The organism is Collimonas sp. GW821-FHT07E08, from assembly GCF_059418905.1.
Map to the genome: position 1 here is coordinate 171,556 of NZ_JBWKQR010000011.1, position 15,790 is coordinate 187,345.

At 62.0% G+C, this 15,790-nt stretch carries 13 protein-coding genes; 9 read left to right on the forward strand and 4 right to left on the reverse strand.

What is annotated here, in order from left to right; translation table 11 throughout:
• Positions 1–123: 123 nt before the first annotated feature.
• Both AC07RZ_RS16065 and AC07RZ_RS16070 read left to right on the forward strand, forming a co-directional pair.
• Entirely contained in the window at positions 124–2,817 is a 2,694-nt protein-coding gene (locus AC07RZ_RS16065) for a M1 family metallopeptidase (protein ID WP_494668664.1), read from the forward strand.
• Between the two features lie 112 nt (positions 2,818–2,929).
• Complete coding sequence (locus AC07RZ_RS16070) at positions 2,930–5,038, forward strand: M13 family metallopeptidase (RefSeq protein ID WP_494668665.1); 2,109 nt, start codon at positions 2,930–2,932, stop codon at positions 5,036–5,038.
• A gap of 90 nt (positions 5,039–5,128) precedes the next feature.
• On the opposite strand, the gene AC07RZ_RS16075 is transcribed toward AC07RZ_RS16070, so the two are convergent.
• Positions 5,129–5,884, reverse strand: a complete 756-nt coding sequence (locus tag AC07RZ_RS16075) for a tyrosine-protein phosphatase (RefSeq protein WP_494668666.1) — start codon at positions 5,882–5,884, stop codon at positions 5,129–5,131.
• A 304-nt stretch (positions 5,885–6,188) separates the two neighbouring features.
• On the opposite strand from AC07RZ_RS16075, the gene AC07RZ_RS16080 reads away from it, so the two are divergent.
• Positions 6,189–7,355 (forward strand): ABC transporter substrate-binding protein, encoded by a 1,167-nt coding sequence (locus AC07RZ_RS16080; protein ID WP_494668667.1) that lies wholly within the window; start codon positions 6,189–6,191, stop codon positions 7,353–7,355.
• Between the two features lie 76 nt (positions 7,356–7,431).
• Here AC07RZ_RS16080 and AC07RZ_RS16085 read toward each other — a convergent pair whose 3' ends face one another.
• Both AC07RZ_RS16085 and AC07RZ_RS16090 read right to left on the reverse strand, forming a co-directional pair.
• Entirely contained in the window at positions 7,432–8,364 is a 933-nt protein-coding gene (locus AC07RZ_RS16085) for a 2-hydroxyacid dehydrogenase (RefSeq protein WP_494668668.1), read from the reverse strand.
• Between the two features lie 22 nt (positions 8,365–8,386).
• A complete protein-coding gene (locus AC07RZ_RS16090) occupies positions 8,387–8,608 on the reverse strand; it encodes a hypothetical protein (RefSeq protein ID WP_494668669.1) in 222 nt (73 codons plus the stop codon).
• Between the two features lie 47 nt (positions 8,609–8,655).
• Here AC07RZ_RS16090 and AC07RZ_RS16095 point away from each other — a divergent pair, with 47 nt between their 5' ends.
• From AC07RZ_RS16095 to AC07RZ_RS16110, 4 genes are all read left to right on the forward strand, one after another.
• The gene (locus AC07RZ_RS16095) at positions 8,656–10,008 is read left to right on the forward strand and encodes a glycosyltransferase family protein (RefSeq protein ID WP_144739041.1); all 1,353 of its coding nucleotides are present in this window, start codon (positions 8,656–8,658) and stop codon (positions 10,006–10,008) included.
• A gap of 42 nt (positions 10,009–10,050) precedes the next feature.
• Entirely contained in the window at positions 10,051–11,313 is a 1,263-nt protein-coding gene (locus AC07RZ_RS16100; protein WP_494668670.1) for a cation:proton antiporter, read from the forward strand.
• 100 nt (positions 11,314–11,413) lie between these two features.
• Positions 11,414–11,680: a hypothetical protein gene (locus AC07RZ_RS16105; protein WP_144739043.1), complete on the forward strand. Its 267-nt coding sequence runs from the start codon at positions 11,414–11,416 to the stop codon at positions 11,678–11,680.
• Positions 11,681–12,190: 510 nt separating this feature from the next.
• Positions 12,191–13,243, forward strand: coding sequence for a M29 family metallopeptidase (locus AC07RZ_RS16110; protein WP_494668671.1), 1,053 nt, complete (start codon positions 12,191–12,193; stop codon positions 13,241–13,243).
• A gap of 25 nt (positions 13,244–13,268) precedes the next feature.
• Here the strand turns inward: AC07RZ_RS16110 and AC07RZ_RS16115 are convergent, their stop codons facing one another.
• Positions 13,269–13,697, reverse strand: a complete 429-nt coding sequence (locus AC07RZ_RS16115; RefSeq protein ID WP_494668711.1) for a DUF3574 domain-containing protein — start codon at positions 13,695–13,697, stop codon at positions 13,269–13,271.
• Positions 13,698–13,844: 147 nt separating this feature from the next.
• Between AC07RZ_RS16115 and AC07RZ_RS16120 the strand changes: the two genes are divergently transcribed.
• Together AC07RZ_RS16120 and AC07RZ_RS16125 are read left to right on the forward strand one after the other, a co-directional pair.
• The gene (locus AC07RZ_RS16120; protein WP_144739045.1) at positions 13,845–14,096 is read left to right on the forward strand and encodes a TonB family protein; all 252 of its coding nucleotides are present in this window, start codon (positions 13,845–13,847) and stop codon (positions 14,094–14,096) included.
• Positions 14,097–14,398: 302 nt separating this feature from the next.
• On the forward strand, positions 14,399–15,781 hold the full coding sequence (locus AC07RZ_RS16125; RefSeq protein WP_144739046.1) for an NCS2 family permease: 1,383 nt from the start codon (positions 14,399–14,401) through the stop codon (positions 15,779–15,781).
• The last annotated feature ends 9 nt before the right edge of the window (positions 15,782–15,790 follow it).

The window sequence follows — 15,790 nt, forward strand, 5'->3', positions numbered from 1 at the left end:
CGCCAAACGCGCCGGGCGCATCGGGAAATCATTTCCGCTTTTTATATTCATACTATTTCCCTAGCGAATCAGCGTGGTGCGCGCTAGAATCCCAAGACCAAATTTGGGAGGATTTCATCTGTGATGTGTACTACCCGTCGTTTCACATTAGCCGCTCTCGCCCTCGGCATCGCTTCATTCAACGCCGCAGCGGCGACCCCGAATGATTCCGCGCCGCTGGGAAAACTGCCGCGCTGGGCCCAGCCGCTGGCCTATCAGCTCGACTTGCGCGTCGATCCGCGCCAGCCTGGCTACAGCGGCAGCGCCGCCATCGACATCGACCTCAAGCAAGCCGCCGACCACCTGTGGCTGCATGGCCAGGACCTGGCCGTCAGCAAAGTCACGCTGGCCGATGCGCGGAAAAAAACCTATGCCGGACAATACAAGGTAGCAGCGCAAAAAGAAGGCGTGGCGACGATCGAATTCGGCCAGACGCTGCCGGCCGGACGCTATCGCGTGACGCTGGAATACAGCGCGCCGTTCAACGAACAGCTGGAAGGCGTGTACAAGGTCAGCAGCCAGGGCGCGCCCTATGTCATCACGCAGATGGAAGCGATCAGCGCGCGCTACGCCTTCCCCGGTTTCGACGAACCGTCCTTCAAGACGCCGTTCACGCTCAGCCTGACCGTGCCTGAGGACCAGGTGGCGGTCGCCAACACCCGGCAGACCGGCGAACAGAAACTGGACAAGGGCTGGCGCAAGCTCAGCTTTGCGCCGACCAGGCCGCTGCCGACTTACCTGGTGGCGTTCGCCGTCGGTCCATGGGATGTGGTGAACGGACCGGAAATCCCGGCCACCCAATGGCGCCGCCAGGCGACGCCGCTGCGCGGCATTGCGCCGCATGGCGAAGGCCCGCGCATCGAACCCGCGCTGGCGCAGACGCCGGCCATCGTCACCGCCCTGGAAGATTATTTCGGCTTCGGCTACCCGTTCGACAAGGTCGACCTGCTGGCAGCGCCTGACTTTGCCGCCGGCGCCATGGAAAATCCGGGGCTGGTGACGTTCCGCGATTACCTGATGCTGCTCGATGCAAATTCGCCGGCGCACAATGTGCGCGGCTCGTTCAATGTCACCGCCCACGAACTGGCGCACCAATGGTTCGGCGACACGGTCACCATGCCGTGGTGGAACGACCTGTGGCTCAACGAGGCGTTCGCCACCTGGATGCAAAGCAAGATCACGCGCCAGCTGCATCCCGAATACCGCGCCGACCTGGAGCTGATCAACGGCGCCAGCTACGCCATGCAAAGCGACAGCCTGGTCAGCGTGCGCCGCATCCGCCAGCCGATCGCCGGCAACGGCGATATCGAAACGGCGTTCGACGGCATCACCTATCAAAAGGGCGCTGCCGTGCTGAACATGTTCGAGCGCTACCTCGGCGCCGACACATTCCGCCAAGGCGTGCGGGCGTATATCAAGCAGCACCAGTTCTCCAACGCTACCGCGGATGACCTGGTGGCGGCGCTGGCCAAGGCTTCCGGCAAGGACCGGCGTTTTGCGAAAGCGATGCAAAGCTTCCTCGACCAGCCCGGCGTGCCGCTGGTCGACACCAGGCTCAGCTGGGAAGACGGCAAGGCCGTGCTGCACCTGAAACAGCAGCGCTACCTGCCGCTGGGCTCGACCGGCGAAGCCAAGCGCCTGTGGGGCATTCCTGTGTGCGTACGCTACAGCGTGGCCGGCAGCGACAGCGCCAAGACGCAATGCGAACTGCTGGACCAGGAACAAGGCAAGATGGTGCTGCAAGGCGCCTCCGCCAGCAGCTGGTACATGCCGAATGCCGACGCCGCCGGCTACTACCGCTTCAACATGGCGCACGACGACCTGGTGCGCCTGACCGCCAGCCTCGGCCAATTGCCGGACACGGAACAGCTGGCCTACGCCGACGCCATCAACGCCGGTTTCGACAGCGGCGCCCTGGATGCCGCCGCCGTGCTGGCCGCGGCGCCGCGCCTGGCGCAGTCAAACACCCGCGAAGTAGCAACCGCGCTGATCCCGACGCTCAAGTGGCTGTCCAGGCACGAAGCCCGCAACCCGGCCCAGCAAACCCGCCTGGCCGAACTGGCGCGCCAGCTGTACCTGCCGCGCCTGCAGCAGCTCGGTTACCAGCGCCGCGCCAATGAAAGCCAGGACGACGCCCTGTTGCGCGCCACGCTGGCGGAGTTCCTGGCGCTCGACATGAAATTGCCGGAAGTGCGCCAGGCCCTGCTGGCGCAAGGCAAGCAAGCGCTGCAGCCGGATGCCGACGGCCAGCTCAAGCTGGCGGCCGCCAATCCCGACCTGCTGCGTTCGGTGTTGGCAGTGAGCACGCAAGACAGCAGCGACAGCGCCATCGACGTCTTGATCAAGGCGCTCGGCAGCACCAGCGAACCGGCGCAACGGATGGCGATCCTGAGCGGCCTGGGTTCCGCCACCACCGCCGGCAATGCCGAGCGCGCCCGCAACCTGGCGCTCGATCCGCGCGTCAAGGTTGGCGAAATCAGCACCCTGCTGCGCGCCAGCCGGGAAGACGGCGAAGGCCGCGACGCCATGTGGAAATGGTTTACCGCCAACCATGCGCAGCTGATCAAGCGCAGCGGCGATTCGTCCGGCGGCAAGCTGCCGGGACTGGTGGCCGGCGACAGCTGTTCGCAGCGCGAAGCCGAGCGCCTGACGACATTTTTCCAGCCGCTGCTGAAACAATTGCCTGGCGCCGAGCGCGGCCTGGCGCAAACCCGCGAAAAAGCGCTGCTGTGCACCGCCTTGCGCGACAAGCAGGATCCGGAGGCAATCCTGCGCTGAAGCGTGTCAGCCGCGGCCTGAGCAAACGCTTTCATTTGGGCGTATAACCTGAGCGTTGACTGCGCTAGCTTTAACCCGGTTTTTAGAATGCCTTACAAGGCTGTTTTTTCCGATGACTTCTCATAAGGATTATTTACTCGTGAAACGATCTCTGATTTGTGCAGCAGTGCTGACACTCGTTGCAGGCTATACCTGCTCCACCGCCAGTTTTGCCCAGACCCCGCGCACCGTGGCCGCCGCCATCGTCGCGCAGGCGTCGCCGCTGGCCAGCGGCATCGACATGCAGAACGCCGATACGGCGGTGCGCCCCCAGGACGACTTCTACAGCTACGTCAACGGCAGCTGGCTCAAGAAAACCGAAATCCCTGCCGACAAATCGTCGTGGGGCGCGTTCTACGAGCTGCGTGAAAACTCGCTGAACCAGCTGCATACCATCGTCGACGCGGTCAGCGCGGAGAAGAATGTCGCGCCTGGCTCCAACCAGCAGAAAATCGCCGACCTGTACGCCAGCTACATGGATGAGCCGGCGCTGGAAACGCTCGGCATCAAGCCGCTGGACGCCGAGTTCGCCAAAGTCGATGCGTTGAAAGACAAGAAACAGATCCCCGGCTTGATCGCCCACCTGAACAGCATCGGCGTCAACGCGCCGTATGACATCGGCATCCACCAGGACGCCAAGGATTCCAGCAAGGTGATCGCCGACCTCGGCCAAAGCGGCCTCGGCCTGCCCGACCGCGACTATTACCTGAAGGCCGACGACGCCAAGCTGAAAGACACGCTGGCCAAGTACCGCGCCCACATCGAAACCATGCTGGCGCTGTCCGGCGACAAGGCCGCGAAGAAAAATGCCGCCAGCATCGTCGCCCTGGAAACCGAACTGGCCAAGGTGCAATGGACCAAGGTCGAGAACCGCGATCCGGTCAAGACCTACAACCGGGTTGAACTGGCGCAGCTGCACGCACTGGCTCCGCACTACGAATGGGACGGCTACCTGTCCGGCGCCGGCCTGAAAGACAAGGTGACCTACCTGGTGGTCAGCCAGCCTAGCTACATCAAGGGTTTCGACAAGATCCTGGAAAAGACCCCGCTGCCGGTCTGGAAAGCCTATTTCAAGTGGCATGTGCTGAGCAGCTTCGCCTCTGACCTGTCCAAGCAGTATGTCGACCAGAATTTCGCATTCAAGGGCACCGTGCTGCGCGGCGTGCCGGAAAACGAACCACGCTGGAAGCGCGGCATCAATGTGGTCGAAGCCAGCGTCGGCGAAGGCTTGGGCCAGCTCTACGTGCAGCAGTTCTTCCCGCCTGAAAACAAGGCACGCATGGAGAAACTGGTGGCCAACCTGATCGCTGCCTACAACCACAGCATCGACGGCCTGGACTGGATGGGAGCCGATACCAAGAAGCAGGCGCAAAAGAAACTGTCGACGCTGATGCTCAAGATCGGCTATCCGGACAAATGGCGCGACTACTCCAGCCTGGCCATCAAGCGCGACGACCTGGTCGGCAACGTGATCCGCGCCCGCGAGTTTGAGTTCAAGCGCAACATCGACAAGCTCGGCAAACCGGTCGACCGCACCGAATGGGGCATGACGCCGCAGACCGTGAACGCCTACTACAACCCGGAGTTCAACGAAATCGTGTTCCCGGCAGCGATCCTGCAACCACCGTTCTTCAACGCCAATGCTGACGACGCCGTCAACTACGGCGGCATCGGCGCGGTGATCGGCCATGAGATCAGCCACGGCTTCGACGACCAGGGCAGCCAGTACGATGAAATCGGCAACCTGCGCGACTGGTGGACCAAGGAAGACCACGAGAAATTCGCGGTCAAGACCAAGGCCCTGGTAGCGCAATACAGCGCTTACAGCCCGGTTCCCGGCTACAAGGTCAACGGTGAGCTGACCCTGGGTGAAAACATCGCCGACAACTCTGGCCTGGCGATCGCCTACAAGGCTTATCACCTGTCCCTGGACGGCAAGACGCCGCCGGTAATCGACGGCCTCACCGGCGACCAGCGCCTGTACCTGGGTTGGGCCCAGGTGTGGCGCGGCAAGGTGCGCGACGCCCAGGCCATCGTGTATGTAAAAACCGATCCGCACTCGCCGCCGCGTTTCCGCGGCAACGGCACGCTGGGCAACCAGCCTGGTTTCTACAGCGCGTTCGACGTCAAGCCGGGCGACAAGATGTACCTGCCGCCGGAGCAGCGTGTCCTGATGTGGTAAACATCGCAGCCGTTGTGCCGTGATCCGGAAGCCACCGACCCTGTCGGTGGCTTTTTTATTTGCAAGCGGGGAAATGCGCCAGGCTGGCGCTCATTCGAGATAGTTGTTCCGGATCCGTTCGACATCGATGCCGAGCACCTGGCGCAGGTAACGGTCCATGCCGCCGTATTGCTCATCGATCACCGCCAGCGCCGCATCCAGGTAGGCCGCCTCCACCGTCATCAACGGCGCCACCAGCTGCGGCGGCAATTCAACCTTGAACACCTGCGCCAGCACTTGCGCATTGGCCATGGCGTTATGGCGATTCGATTCCAGGTAATTGGCGATGATGGCGGCGTGGCCGACGCCCAGTGCGGACAACAGCAAGGCGCTGGCGAAACCGGTGCGGTCCTTGCCGGCGGTGCAGTGATAGAGCATGGTCTGGTTCTGCTCCGCGCGCTGCAGGAAACGCCGGAACTGGGACTGGTAGCGCACCGGGAAGGCACGGTAAAAATCGATCATGAACTGCCGGCTGTTTTCCGGATCGCCGCTCTTCACTATCGGCTGCAGCACTTCCGGCGACAGGTTGCCGACCATGACCGGATCGGAGATCCAGTTGAAAGAGGAAGCGAATGCCGTTTCCGTTGCATGCTTTTCGGCCTCGGTGCGGAAATCCAGCACCAGGTCCAGCCGGTAGTTCTTGAGCTTGTCGATATCCGCCGCCGACGCCATGCCCGGATTGGCGCCGCGCAGCAGCCGGCCCATTGCGATGCGGCGCCCGTCGGCCGCCTGATAGCCGCCCAGGTCGCGCGTATTGCGCAGCGCCTCGAAACCGAGGTCGCCGTGGCTGTGCGTGGAATTCAGCATGCGTTCAACTGCCCGCCGGCATGTGCTGGAAACATCCCCGTTCCTTGTCGATTGATTTGGCGATGCACGCCGGCATGTGCGCCGGACGCGCTTGCAAGAAGGTTATCACCCAGTGGGAGAAGCCGTCCAGCAGCACGGCCGGTCTGTTTTAGTAAACTGGCAAAAGCCCTAACTACCGCCAAAACCACGTCTTCTTTTGTTTTCATCAAGCAATATCACTATAATACGCGCTGGTGCAATACGGGAAGGTATGATTCATGCTTACCTGGCTGCATCGCTTGATCAATATCAGAAAGTGGCAATCATGCATCCTCATCGTCGTCTTTTTTCCCGCCTGCTCTCCTTCGTCCTGCCGCTCGTGGTCGGCGTCTGCAGCCCGCTGTCGGCCAGCTTTGCCGAATCCGGCGTCACCGACCAGAAAATCATCCTGGGACAATCCGCGGCATTTTCCGGCCCTGCCGCACAGCTGGGAATCCAGATGAATGCCGGCGCCAAGGCGTACTTCGACTCCGTGAATGAACAGGGCGGCGTGTTTGGGCGGCAGATCGAAATCATCAAGGCCGACGACAAATACGAAGCCGACCTGGCGGCCGCCAATACCAAGCGCCTGATTGAAAAAGACGATGTGTTCGCTTTGTTCGGTTATGTCGGCACCCCTACCAGCAACGCTGCCTTGCCGATTTTCACGCAAGCCGGCGTGCCGTTCTTTGCCCCGGTCACCGGCGCCCAGTCGCTGCGTGAACCGCTGAACCGCCAGGTCTTCAACATCCGCGCCAGCTATTTCGACGAAACCGAGCACCTGGTGGAAAAACTGGCGAACGTCGGCATCAAGAACATCGCCGTGTTCTACCAGAACGACGCCTATGGCCGCGCCGGGCTGGAAGGCGTGCAGCGCGCGCTGAAGAAGATGAACCTGGAACTGGTCGAAGCGGCCACGGTGGAACGCAACAGCACCGACGTCAAGGAAGCTGTCGGCAAGATCCTGCCGAAACGCCCTGCCGCGGTCATCCAGATCAGCGCCTACGCTTCCTGCGCCGCCTACATCAAGGAAATGCGCAAGGCCGGCTATAACGGCCAGTTCTATAACGTATCGTTCGTCGGCAGCCAGGCCCTGGCCGACGCCTTGGGCAAGGATGGAGAAGGCGTAGTCATTTCCCAGGTGGTGCCGTTCCCATGGAGCTCGTCGACCCCGGTGGTGGCTGAATACACCAAGCTGATGCAAAAAGCTGGCGTCAAGGAGCCTAACTTTTCCAGCCTGGAAGGTTTCATCGCGGCCAAGGTGTTTGTCGAAGGCCTGAAGCGGGCCGGCAAGGACCTGACCCGTGCCAAACTGGTCAAGGCGCTGGAAACCATCAACATGAAGAACTATAACGGCGGCGGCTTCGACGTCAATTTCACCGGCAGCAACCATAGCGGTTCGAAATTTGTCGAAATGACCATGATCACCAAGGACAAGAAATTCCTGAACTGACAAATTTGGTCAGGCAGTCGCGCAATAAAAAATCCGGCTTGATGCCGGATTTTTTATTGCCTGAACATTGATTGCCTCACACCGGCGTCAGCACCGCCTGCCCGGAAAAGTGCCGCCCCGCGTTCTCCAGGAACAGGCGGACCGTCTCTGCCACCGACTCCGGCGACCAGCCCGCCACGTGCGGGGTCAGCACCGCGTTCGGCAAATCCAGCAATTCCGCCGGCGGCAGCGGCTCGCTCTCGTAGACGTCGAGGCCGGCGCCGGCCACCCGCCCTTCGCGCAAGGCCAGCGCCAGCGCCGCGGTATCGATCACGCTGCCGCGTGCGATATTGACGATGAAACCCTGCGGCCCCAAGGCGTCCAGCACCGGGCGGTTGACCATGTGGCGGGTACCCGCGCCGCCAGGCGTGGCCACCACCAGGAAATCGGCCCATTCGGCCAGTTCAAGCACTGAGGCGAAATACGCGAACGGCACGTCGCCGCGGACCGAACGGTTGTGATAGCCGATCGTCATGTCGAAACCGGCGGCGCGGCGCGCGATCTGCTTGCCGATGGTGCCGAGCCCGATAATCCCCAGCCGCTTGCCGGAGACGCTGGGCGGCAAAGGCAGGGCGTCGCGCCAGATGCCCTGGTGCAGGGCCGCTCCCAGCTGCGGAATGCCGCGCACCGTCGCCAGCAGCAAGCCCATGGCGTGATCGGCGACGCAGGCATCGTTGGTGCCGGCGCCGTTGGATACGGTAATGCCGCGCTCGCGCGCAGCCGCGACATCGATGTTCTCGAAGCCGGCGCCCAGCGCGCAGATCAGTTCCAGCTTGGGCAGCGCCGCGATTTCGTCGGCATGCAAGCCGATCGAACCGATGGTCAGGACCACCCGTATCGTATCGGCATGGCTGGCAATGGCGGCGCGGCGCAGTTCTGCCGTGGGCGCATAGCTTATCTGGAAGTTTTGCGCGATGCGCTGCAAGCTTTGGTCGGACAAAGGATTGAGAATCAGCAGGATGGGATGCATAGGATGGCGTCGCAAGGGGGTTTTAATCAATTCGCGCCAGCGGCGCAATGCCCATCATGATAGCCGCGATGCCATTGCTCTGCTTGCCGGCCGGCCGCCGATTGTTACGTTGCGCGGCGCGGATATTCTTCGTTTGCGGCTTGACTCCTGTCGCCGTTATTGTTTTATCATTGGCGCTGGCTGCTGCGGCTGGCATTAATTCGCCAAGCCATGGCGACCGGGGAAATTGAATGCCGACACACATGCCGCATTCCCGTTCATTCCAGAGCAACCTAACATTGGGGAAATAAAATGGCCTTGTGCATCAGTGTGTTTGAACACCTGGACCCGCAGGTTTTGCGCAACCACCAGCATTACTGCAGGCTGTTCGGTTATCCGCACCGCTGGCTGGAAACAGCGCACATTGCCCATCCCATGCTGCGGCAGGCGTACCGTTATCACGTGCTGCTGCAGGAATTGCGGCAAGCCGCCGACAACGACTGGGTCCTGCTGCTGGACTGCAATGCCGCCATTTTCCATCCGCTGGCGATGGAAACCTTGCTGGCCGGCCGCGACGCCCTGGTGGTCAAAGGCCCCAGCCGCAGCGCGTCGGGCGAGCCGTGCATCGTCATGAACAACATGCTGGCGCTGCGCAATACCGCGGAAAACCGCAAGATCCTGCATGACATCATCTTCATCTTGCACAAGGGCCTGATCCGGGATGAAATGGGCAGGAGCGAACTGAGCCTGCTGGAGAAATTCCCGGTGCTGGAAATCAACGCCATGATCGGCGACAGCTACGTCAACGTCAGCTGGTGCATCACGAAATGGTTCGACGCCCGCATCTTCATGGTCAGCCTGGCCCCCCTGCCCTCGGCCGACAGCGAACCGAACCACGACATGCTGTTCGACCAGCGCATGAAAAACCTGCTGGTGCGGCAAATCAACGGCGCATTGATCGACGGCTTGCCGCTGCTGAAGACGCCGGCCTACCCGGCCCTTTCCGACGAACTGCAATCGAGCTTCAATCCAGAAGCGAAAATCGCGCTGGTCACGCTATACACCCACCACATCGCCGACTACGCCCGCGTTTCCGAGCACAATGTAAAACGCTACTGCGATCGCCATGGCTACGCCTACCACGTGTATCGCGCCATCCCGGAACCGCTGGACAGCAATATTTCCGGAACCTGGGTGAAAAGCTGGCTGTTGTCGCGCCATATTGCCAACCACGACTGGGTGATCTGGATAGATGCCGACATGCTGTTTACCAACCAGGCGAAAAAACTGGAGCCTTTGCTGGAAAACCGCGACGCCCTGTTTGCCAAGGATATTGGCGGCTGGGAGCTGAACGCTGGAGTAATGGGCTTTCGCAATACGGGCGCAAACGCCGAGCTGCTGGAAAAAATATGGCAACGCGTCACCGGCGTCGACGATAAATCCTCGGTCTACAGCAGCCAAGGGGACCAGTTCCACACCATCGAGGTATTGCGCGAAGCCGGCATGCTGAACGAACAACACATCGTCGACTGCCTGAGCATCAACACCCCGCCCCAGCTTGCCACCAGCGATACTTTGCTGACGCACTACCTGGGCTGGGGCGAACCTTACCGCTCGGTGTACATGGCCGACGACGATGCCATGTCGCAAAGAAGCGGCGGCTAAGCACGCGATGCGCTTGCACTCGCATCATTTCCAGGTACCGGCATGCCAATCTTCCTAGTGCAACTCAGCGTCATCGTCCTTGCCACCCTTGTCTGCGGGGCTGCGGCAGAAAAGCTGGGGCAGTCCCGGGTCGTCGGAGAAATCGCCGCCGGCTTGCTGCTTGGGCCGTCGGTCCTCGGCGCCATCGATATCGATGCATATCGTTTCCTGTTCAGCAGCGCCAGCATGCCGGCCTTGTCGCAGCTGGGGGAGCTCGGCCTGGTGCTGCTGATGTTCCAGCTTGGCCTGCACCTTGACCTGAAGAGCCTGCAGGGGCGGCGCCAGGCCAACGCGCCGCTGCTGGTCGCCCTGCTGGGAATGCTTATCCCGTTTGCCCTGGGCTGCGCCATCGGCCTGGTCTCCAGGCCATGGATTGCGCCGCATGCCGGCGCCGTCGGCTACGTCTTGTTTTGCGGCCTGGCGCTATCGATATCCGCGGTGCCGGTGATGGCCAGGATCGTGATGGACCTGCGCATGGCCGACTCTTATCCGGCGACCGTCGCGCTGGCCGCGGCGACGCTCACGGACATACTCGGTTGGCTGTTGCTGGCCGTGATTGCCGCCTTCGCCGCCGGCACCTACGCATTCGACCGCACCCTGCGCGACCTGGCTTTGCTGGCAGCGTTTATTGCGTTTTCCTTGCTGCTTGCCAAGCCGCTTTGGCGCAGCTTGCTGAGCCGCGGCAAGACGACGGCGCCGTCGGCCGCGATATTGGCGTGCGTGGCCTGTTATGTACTGCTGTCCTCCTGGATAACGGCGGCGATCGGCTTCCATAGCGCTTTCGGCGCCCTGATGGCAGCCCTGGTCCTGCGCGGCCACGCCGACCTGGCGCAAGCCTGGCGGCGCCAGGTGACGGGTTTTGTCGAACTGATCCTGATGCCGGTTTTTTTCGCCTATGCCGGCATCCATGTTTCTTTAGGCAGCGTGCAGTCGCCTGATTTCTGGCAATGGTTCTTGCTGTTCCTGGTTGCGGCGGTCCTGGGGAAATTCGGCGGCAGCTACCTGGGGGCGCGCTGGTCGGGAATTCCCCACCGCGATGCCAGGATCATAAGCGCGCTGATGAATACCCGTGGCCTGATGGAACTGATCGTGCTGACCATCGGCCTGCAGCTGGGCATCTTGCCGGTTCCGGTGTATTCGATGCTGGTGCTGATGGCCCTGGTGACGACGGCGATGACCGTGCCGCTGCTGCGCTTCTGGCAGCGCCAGGAAAGGATGCCCGCCGGCAACCGGCAGGGTGCCGGGGCAGTGACTCCCGATCCATGAACCGCGGACGGCGACGCGGACAGGACAGCGCCAGCCTGAGTCAGCTTATGCAGCTTATACTGCGCGCAACACGTATTGTTCATCTACAGGGATCTCCATCATGAAAAAAACAGGAATGGCAAAGAGCGACGCCAAGAAGCTCATGGGTAAAATGACTGCCCCCGGCGCTTCCGCCTTTGGCGGCGGCGATGCGGCAACGATCGACCGCCGCGAGCAGCGCAAGCGCGACCAGGCGGCAGGGCTGGTGCCGTTTGCCGTCAAGCTCAATGGCGCCCTGGTGCTGCAATTGCAAACCCTGGCGAAAGAGCGCGGACTGGACCTCAATCAGCTGGTGGCCGAGCTGCTGGCCAAGGGCCTCGCAGGCTGAGCCGGGCAAGAATAGGTTGACAGATGCGCCGATCGGGCAGCGCGGCAACTCCTGACTGCCTACGATTTTTCTCCACTATTGCGTAGTTTCATGACTCGTGACATCGGCACGGCAAGAGTCATCTGGGGTCAGAGTCAACTTTCGCAGCGCTTCATCGCGAAACTTGACTCTGACCCCACATGACGGATTCGGAGAAAGGCAGAGCGCGTAGCACGGTTTTGTTCTTTTTTTCAACGATGAGGCAGGTACTCCGTGGCCCGCTAATTGGGGTCAGAGTGAAGTTTCTGCAAAAAAAACGCGCAGAAAGTTCACTCTGACCCCAATTAGCTGCGTTTGTTGATCGCGCAGAAAAACCGGGCAAGCGCATTGTCATGTTTCATGAAACTCTCAATCCCCCTGCCAAGCTGTCCCCATGACCGGCCGCCATCCCGGTTGTCGATTAAAATATCGGTCCGGCAGGAACCCGTCCTGCGGCCGGCATTTCCCTTGCTTTTCCCATACGGTAAATTGATGACCACTTCAACAGCGAACGCAGCAGCCGCCGGCACGATAGCCAAGGAGGCGATCGATGCTGCGGAAAAGCACCTGCGCGACATCCTTTCCCTGGCCATCCAGTACGCGCCGCCGCGCGCCGCCGTGGTGGTGTCGGACACACGCTGCGCGCTCGCCGTCGCCCTCACCGAAGCCTACCGGCGCTGCCTGCCGGCGGCCACCTTCATCGACTTTGACGCTGTCGCGCCGGAGGCCGTGCTCGCTGCCTTTGCGACGCTCGAGGCCGACGACCTGGTGATCCTGGTCCAGTCCACCAATTTCCGCCTTGAGGCGTTCCGCATCCGCGTCGAGCTGTTCAAGCGCGGGCTCAAGGTAATTGAACATCCGCACCTGTCGCGCATGCCGGGCGCGCAGGCGCTCCACTATATCGAATCGCTAGCCTACGACCCGGGCTACTATCGCGGCGTCGGCCATGCATTGAAGGCCCGCATCGACAAGGCCGGCATGGGCGTGGTCGACAGCGGCGGCGAACGCCTGGTGTTTGCCTCGCCGTTCGAGCCGGCCAAGCTGAACATCGGCGACTACAGCGAGATGAACAATGTCGGCGGCCAGTTCCCCATAGGCGAAGTGTTCACCGAAGCGCAAGACCTGGAAGCCGTGAACGGGCGCGTGCGTATTTTTGTTTTCGGCGATACCTCGTTCCGGGTCAACCAGCCGGAGCATCCCATCACGCTGGTCGTCAGCAAGGGCCGGGTCAGCGACGTGCTGGACTCCACGCCCGATTTCGACCAGGTGCTGGCCAATATCCGTGCCGATGAAGGCGAAGTGTGGCTGCGGGAACTGGGTTTCGGCATGAACCGCGCGTTTTCGCGGGAGCGGATGGTGAGCGACATCGGCACCTACGAGCGCATGTGCGGCATCCACCTGTCGCTGGGCGCCAAGCATGGCGTCTACAGCAAACCCGGCATCAAGCGCGCCAGCGCGCGCTATCACATCGATGTTTTTGCCGTGACCGAAGCGGTCTACCTGGATGACGAACTGGTCTACCGCAACGGCGCCTGGCAAGTCTGAGCACAGTCGGCAGGCCGGCAGGGGTTCAGAACGATGCGCACAGGCGCGACACCAGCAAACCCACCGCATCCTGGTGGAACCGGCTGGTATAAGCGCTGCGTATCTGCGCCAGCCGCTCCAGCGTTTCCGGCGTTTCCGGGGCGACGATGCGGATCACGAAGCTATCCTCGCGGATAGTCTGGCCGGTGGCCGCATCGCGCCATTGGCCGCGCGTGTCCCAGGTGGTCAGGCCGTCCGGGAAACGCGGCGTCACGACCTCCGCCATGAAGGCGGTCCGCTCCGCCTCGGTGACCTGGCCCCTTCCCTGGATGTCGCGCCCGAACAGCAGCTCGGCCTGCAGCTGCGCGCTGCCATGCACCTGCCGGCATGCGCCGGCGCTGCCGCCGTCAGGGAAAGCAGCGCAAGCGGAAAGCGCTACGGTGCAGACCAGGCTGCAGATCAGTTGAAGGCGCATGGCGGCATCCTTGATGGCTGGGAATGCCACATGCTATCTTAAATATTGCCGCTAGGAATCAATACCAATCATCGGCATTCAACAACAGCCGCCGCCACCGTATAATTTCCGTGCGGCGCCTCGACCAACCATTCCAGACAAGAACCCATGAGCCTCATCGACAAACTGCTAGCGGGTACGGTGAAATCCGCGCCGGCCTCGACAGACAAGGTGCTGGTGCGCGTTTACCTGGACACCGGCGGCCACGTCACCAATGTCACGATCAGGAAAAGCTGCGGCGACCCGGAGCGCGATGCGCATGCGCAGCGGGAAATCATGGGCATGCGCTTCGCGAGCAAGAGCAAAGGCGCAAAAACGTCGCACAACTGGCATGACCTGACCTATACCTTTCACGAATAAACAGTGCGCCGGCGCGCCCTGTTCTCCTTATTCCCGTACGTTTCCCGCAAGCAGCTCCGCGGCTGCGCCGCCCATTCCCCGCATATGGAAATGCAAATGGCGGCTATTAAACTCCCATGATGGGTTCGCTGCCGTCCATACCCTAAGCTGTCTTCGCCGAGCTCACTTTCCTTTCACATGACGAGCAGCCCAGCGGCCAGGGTTCGGCATTCGGTTGCTGGCTATTCAAAAACATAACACGAGACACCCTGATGACGGTCGAGTGACGGCCGCTTCAAGGACATATAAGGAGCAGCTCGATCATGATGGAACAACAACTCCAACCCGCCGCGGGTCTGGGAGAACCTATCGCCGTCGCCGAAGGAAAAATCGACCAGTACTTCCAGATCACCGCGCGCGGCAGCACCCAGCGCCGCGAGGTGGTCGCCGGCATCACCACTTTCCTGGCCATGGTCTATTCGGTGTTTGTCGTCCCCGGCATGCTGGGCAAGGCCGGCTTCGATGTCAGCGCGGTATTTGTCGCGGTCTGCCTGACTACCGCCTTCGGTTCCCTGCTGATGGGTTTGTGGGCGCGTTTGCCGATCGCCGTGGGATGCGCCATTTCGCTGACCGCGTTCACCGCCTTCGGCCTGGTGCTCGGCAAAGGCCTGTCGCCTGCGGTCGCCCTCGGCGCGGTGTTCCTGATGGGCCTGGTGTTCACCGCCATCTCCGTCACCGGCGTGCGCTCCTGGATCCTGCAAAACCTGCCGTCCGGCGTGGCGCACGGCACCGGCGTCGGCATCGGCCTGTTCCTGCTGCTGATCGCCTCCAATGACGTCGGCCTGGTGGTGAAAAACGCCGGCCCCGGCCTGCCGGTAGCGCTCGGCCACATTACCGCGTTTCCGGTAGTCATGAGCATCGTCGGCCTGGCCGCCATTTTCGGCCTTGAGCGGCGCCGGGTTCCGGGCGGCATCCTGCTGGTGGTCGTGGTCCTGTCGATCATCGGCCTGATCTTCGATCCTGCCGTCAAATTCACCGGCATATTTGCGATGCCGGCGCTGAGCGCTCCCGGCCATGCTTCGCTGATCGGTGCGATGGACATCAAGGGCGCACTCAGCATGGCCGTGCTGCCGAGCGTGCTGGCGCTGGTGATGACCGCGGTGTTCGACGCCACCGGCACGATCCGCGCGGTGGCAGGACAGGCCGGACAGGTCAATGAAAAAGGTTATATCAACAACGGCGGCAAGGCGCTGACGGCCGATTCGCTCAGCTCGATTTTCGCCGGCCTGGTCGGCGGCGCACCCGCTGCTGCTTACATTGAATCGACGGTAGGCACCGCCGCCGGCGCACGCACCGGCCTGACCGCGGTCGTGGTCGGCCTGCTGTTCCTGGCGGTCATCTTCTTCTCGCCGCTGGCCGGCCTGGTGCCGTCCTACGCCACCGCACCGGCGCTGATGTACGTCGGTCTGCTGATGCTGGGCAGCGTCAGCCGCATGCACATGGACGATACGGTCGATGCGCTGGCCGGTTTGCTGTGCGCGGTGTTCATCGTCCTCACATGCAATATCGTGACCGGCATCATGCTTGGTTTCTGCACGCTGGTGATCGGCCGGGTTGTCTCCGGCGAGTTCCGCAAGCTGAACTTCGGCACCGTCGCCATCGCTGCAGCATTGGCCGTCTTCTATGCAGGCGGCTGGGCGATTTAAGACCGTACA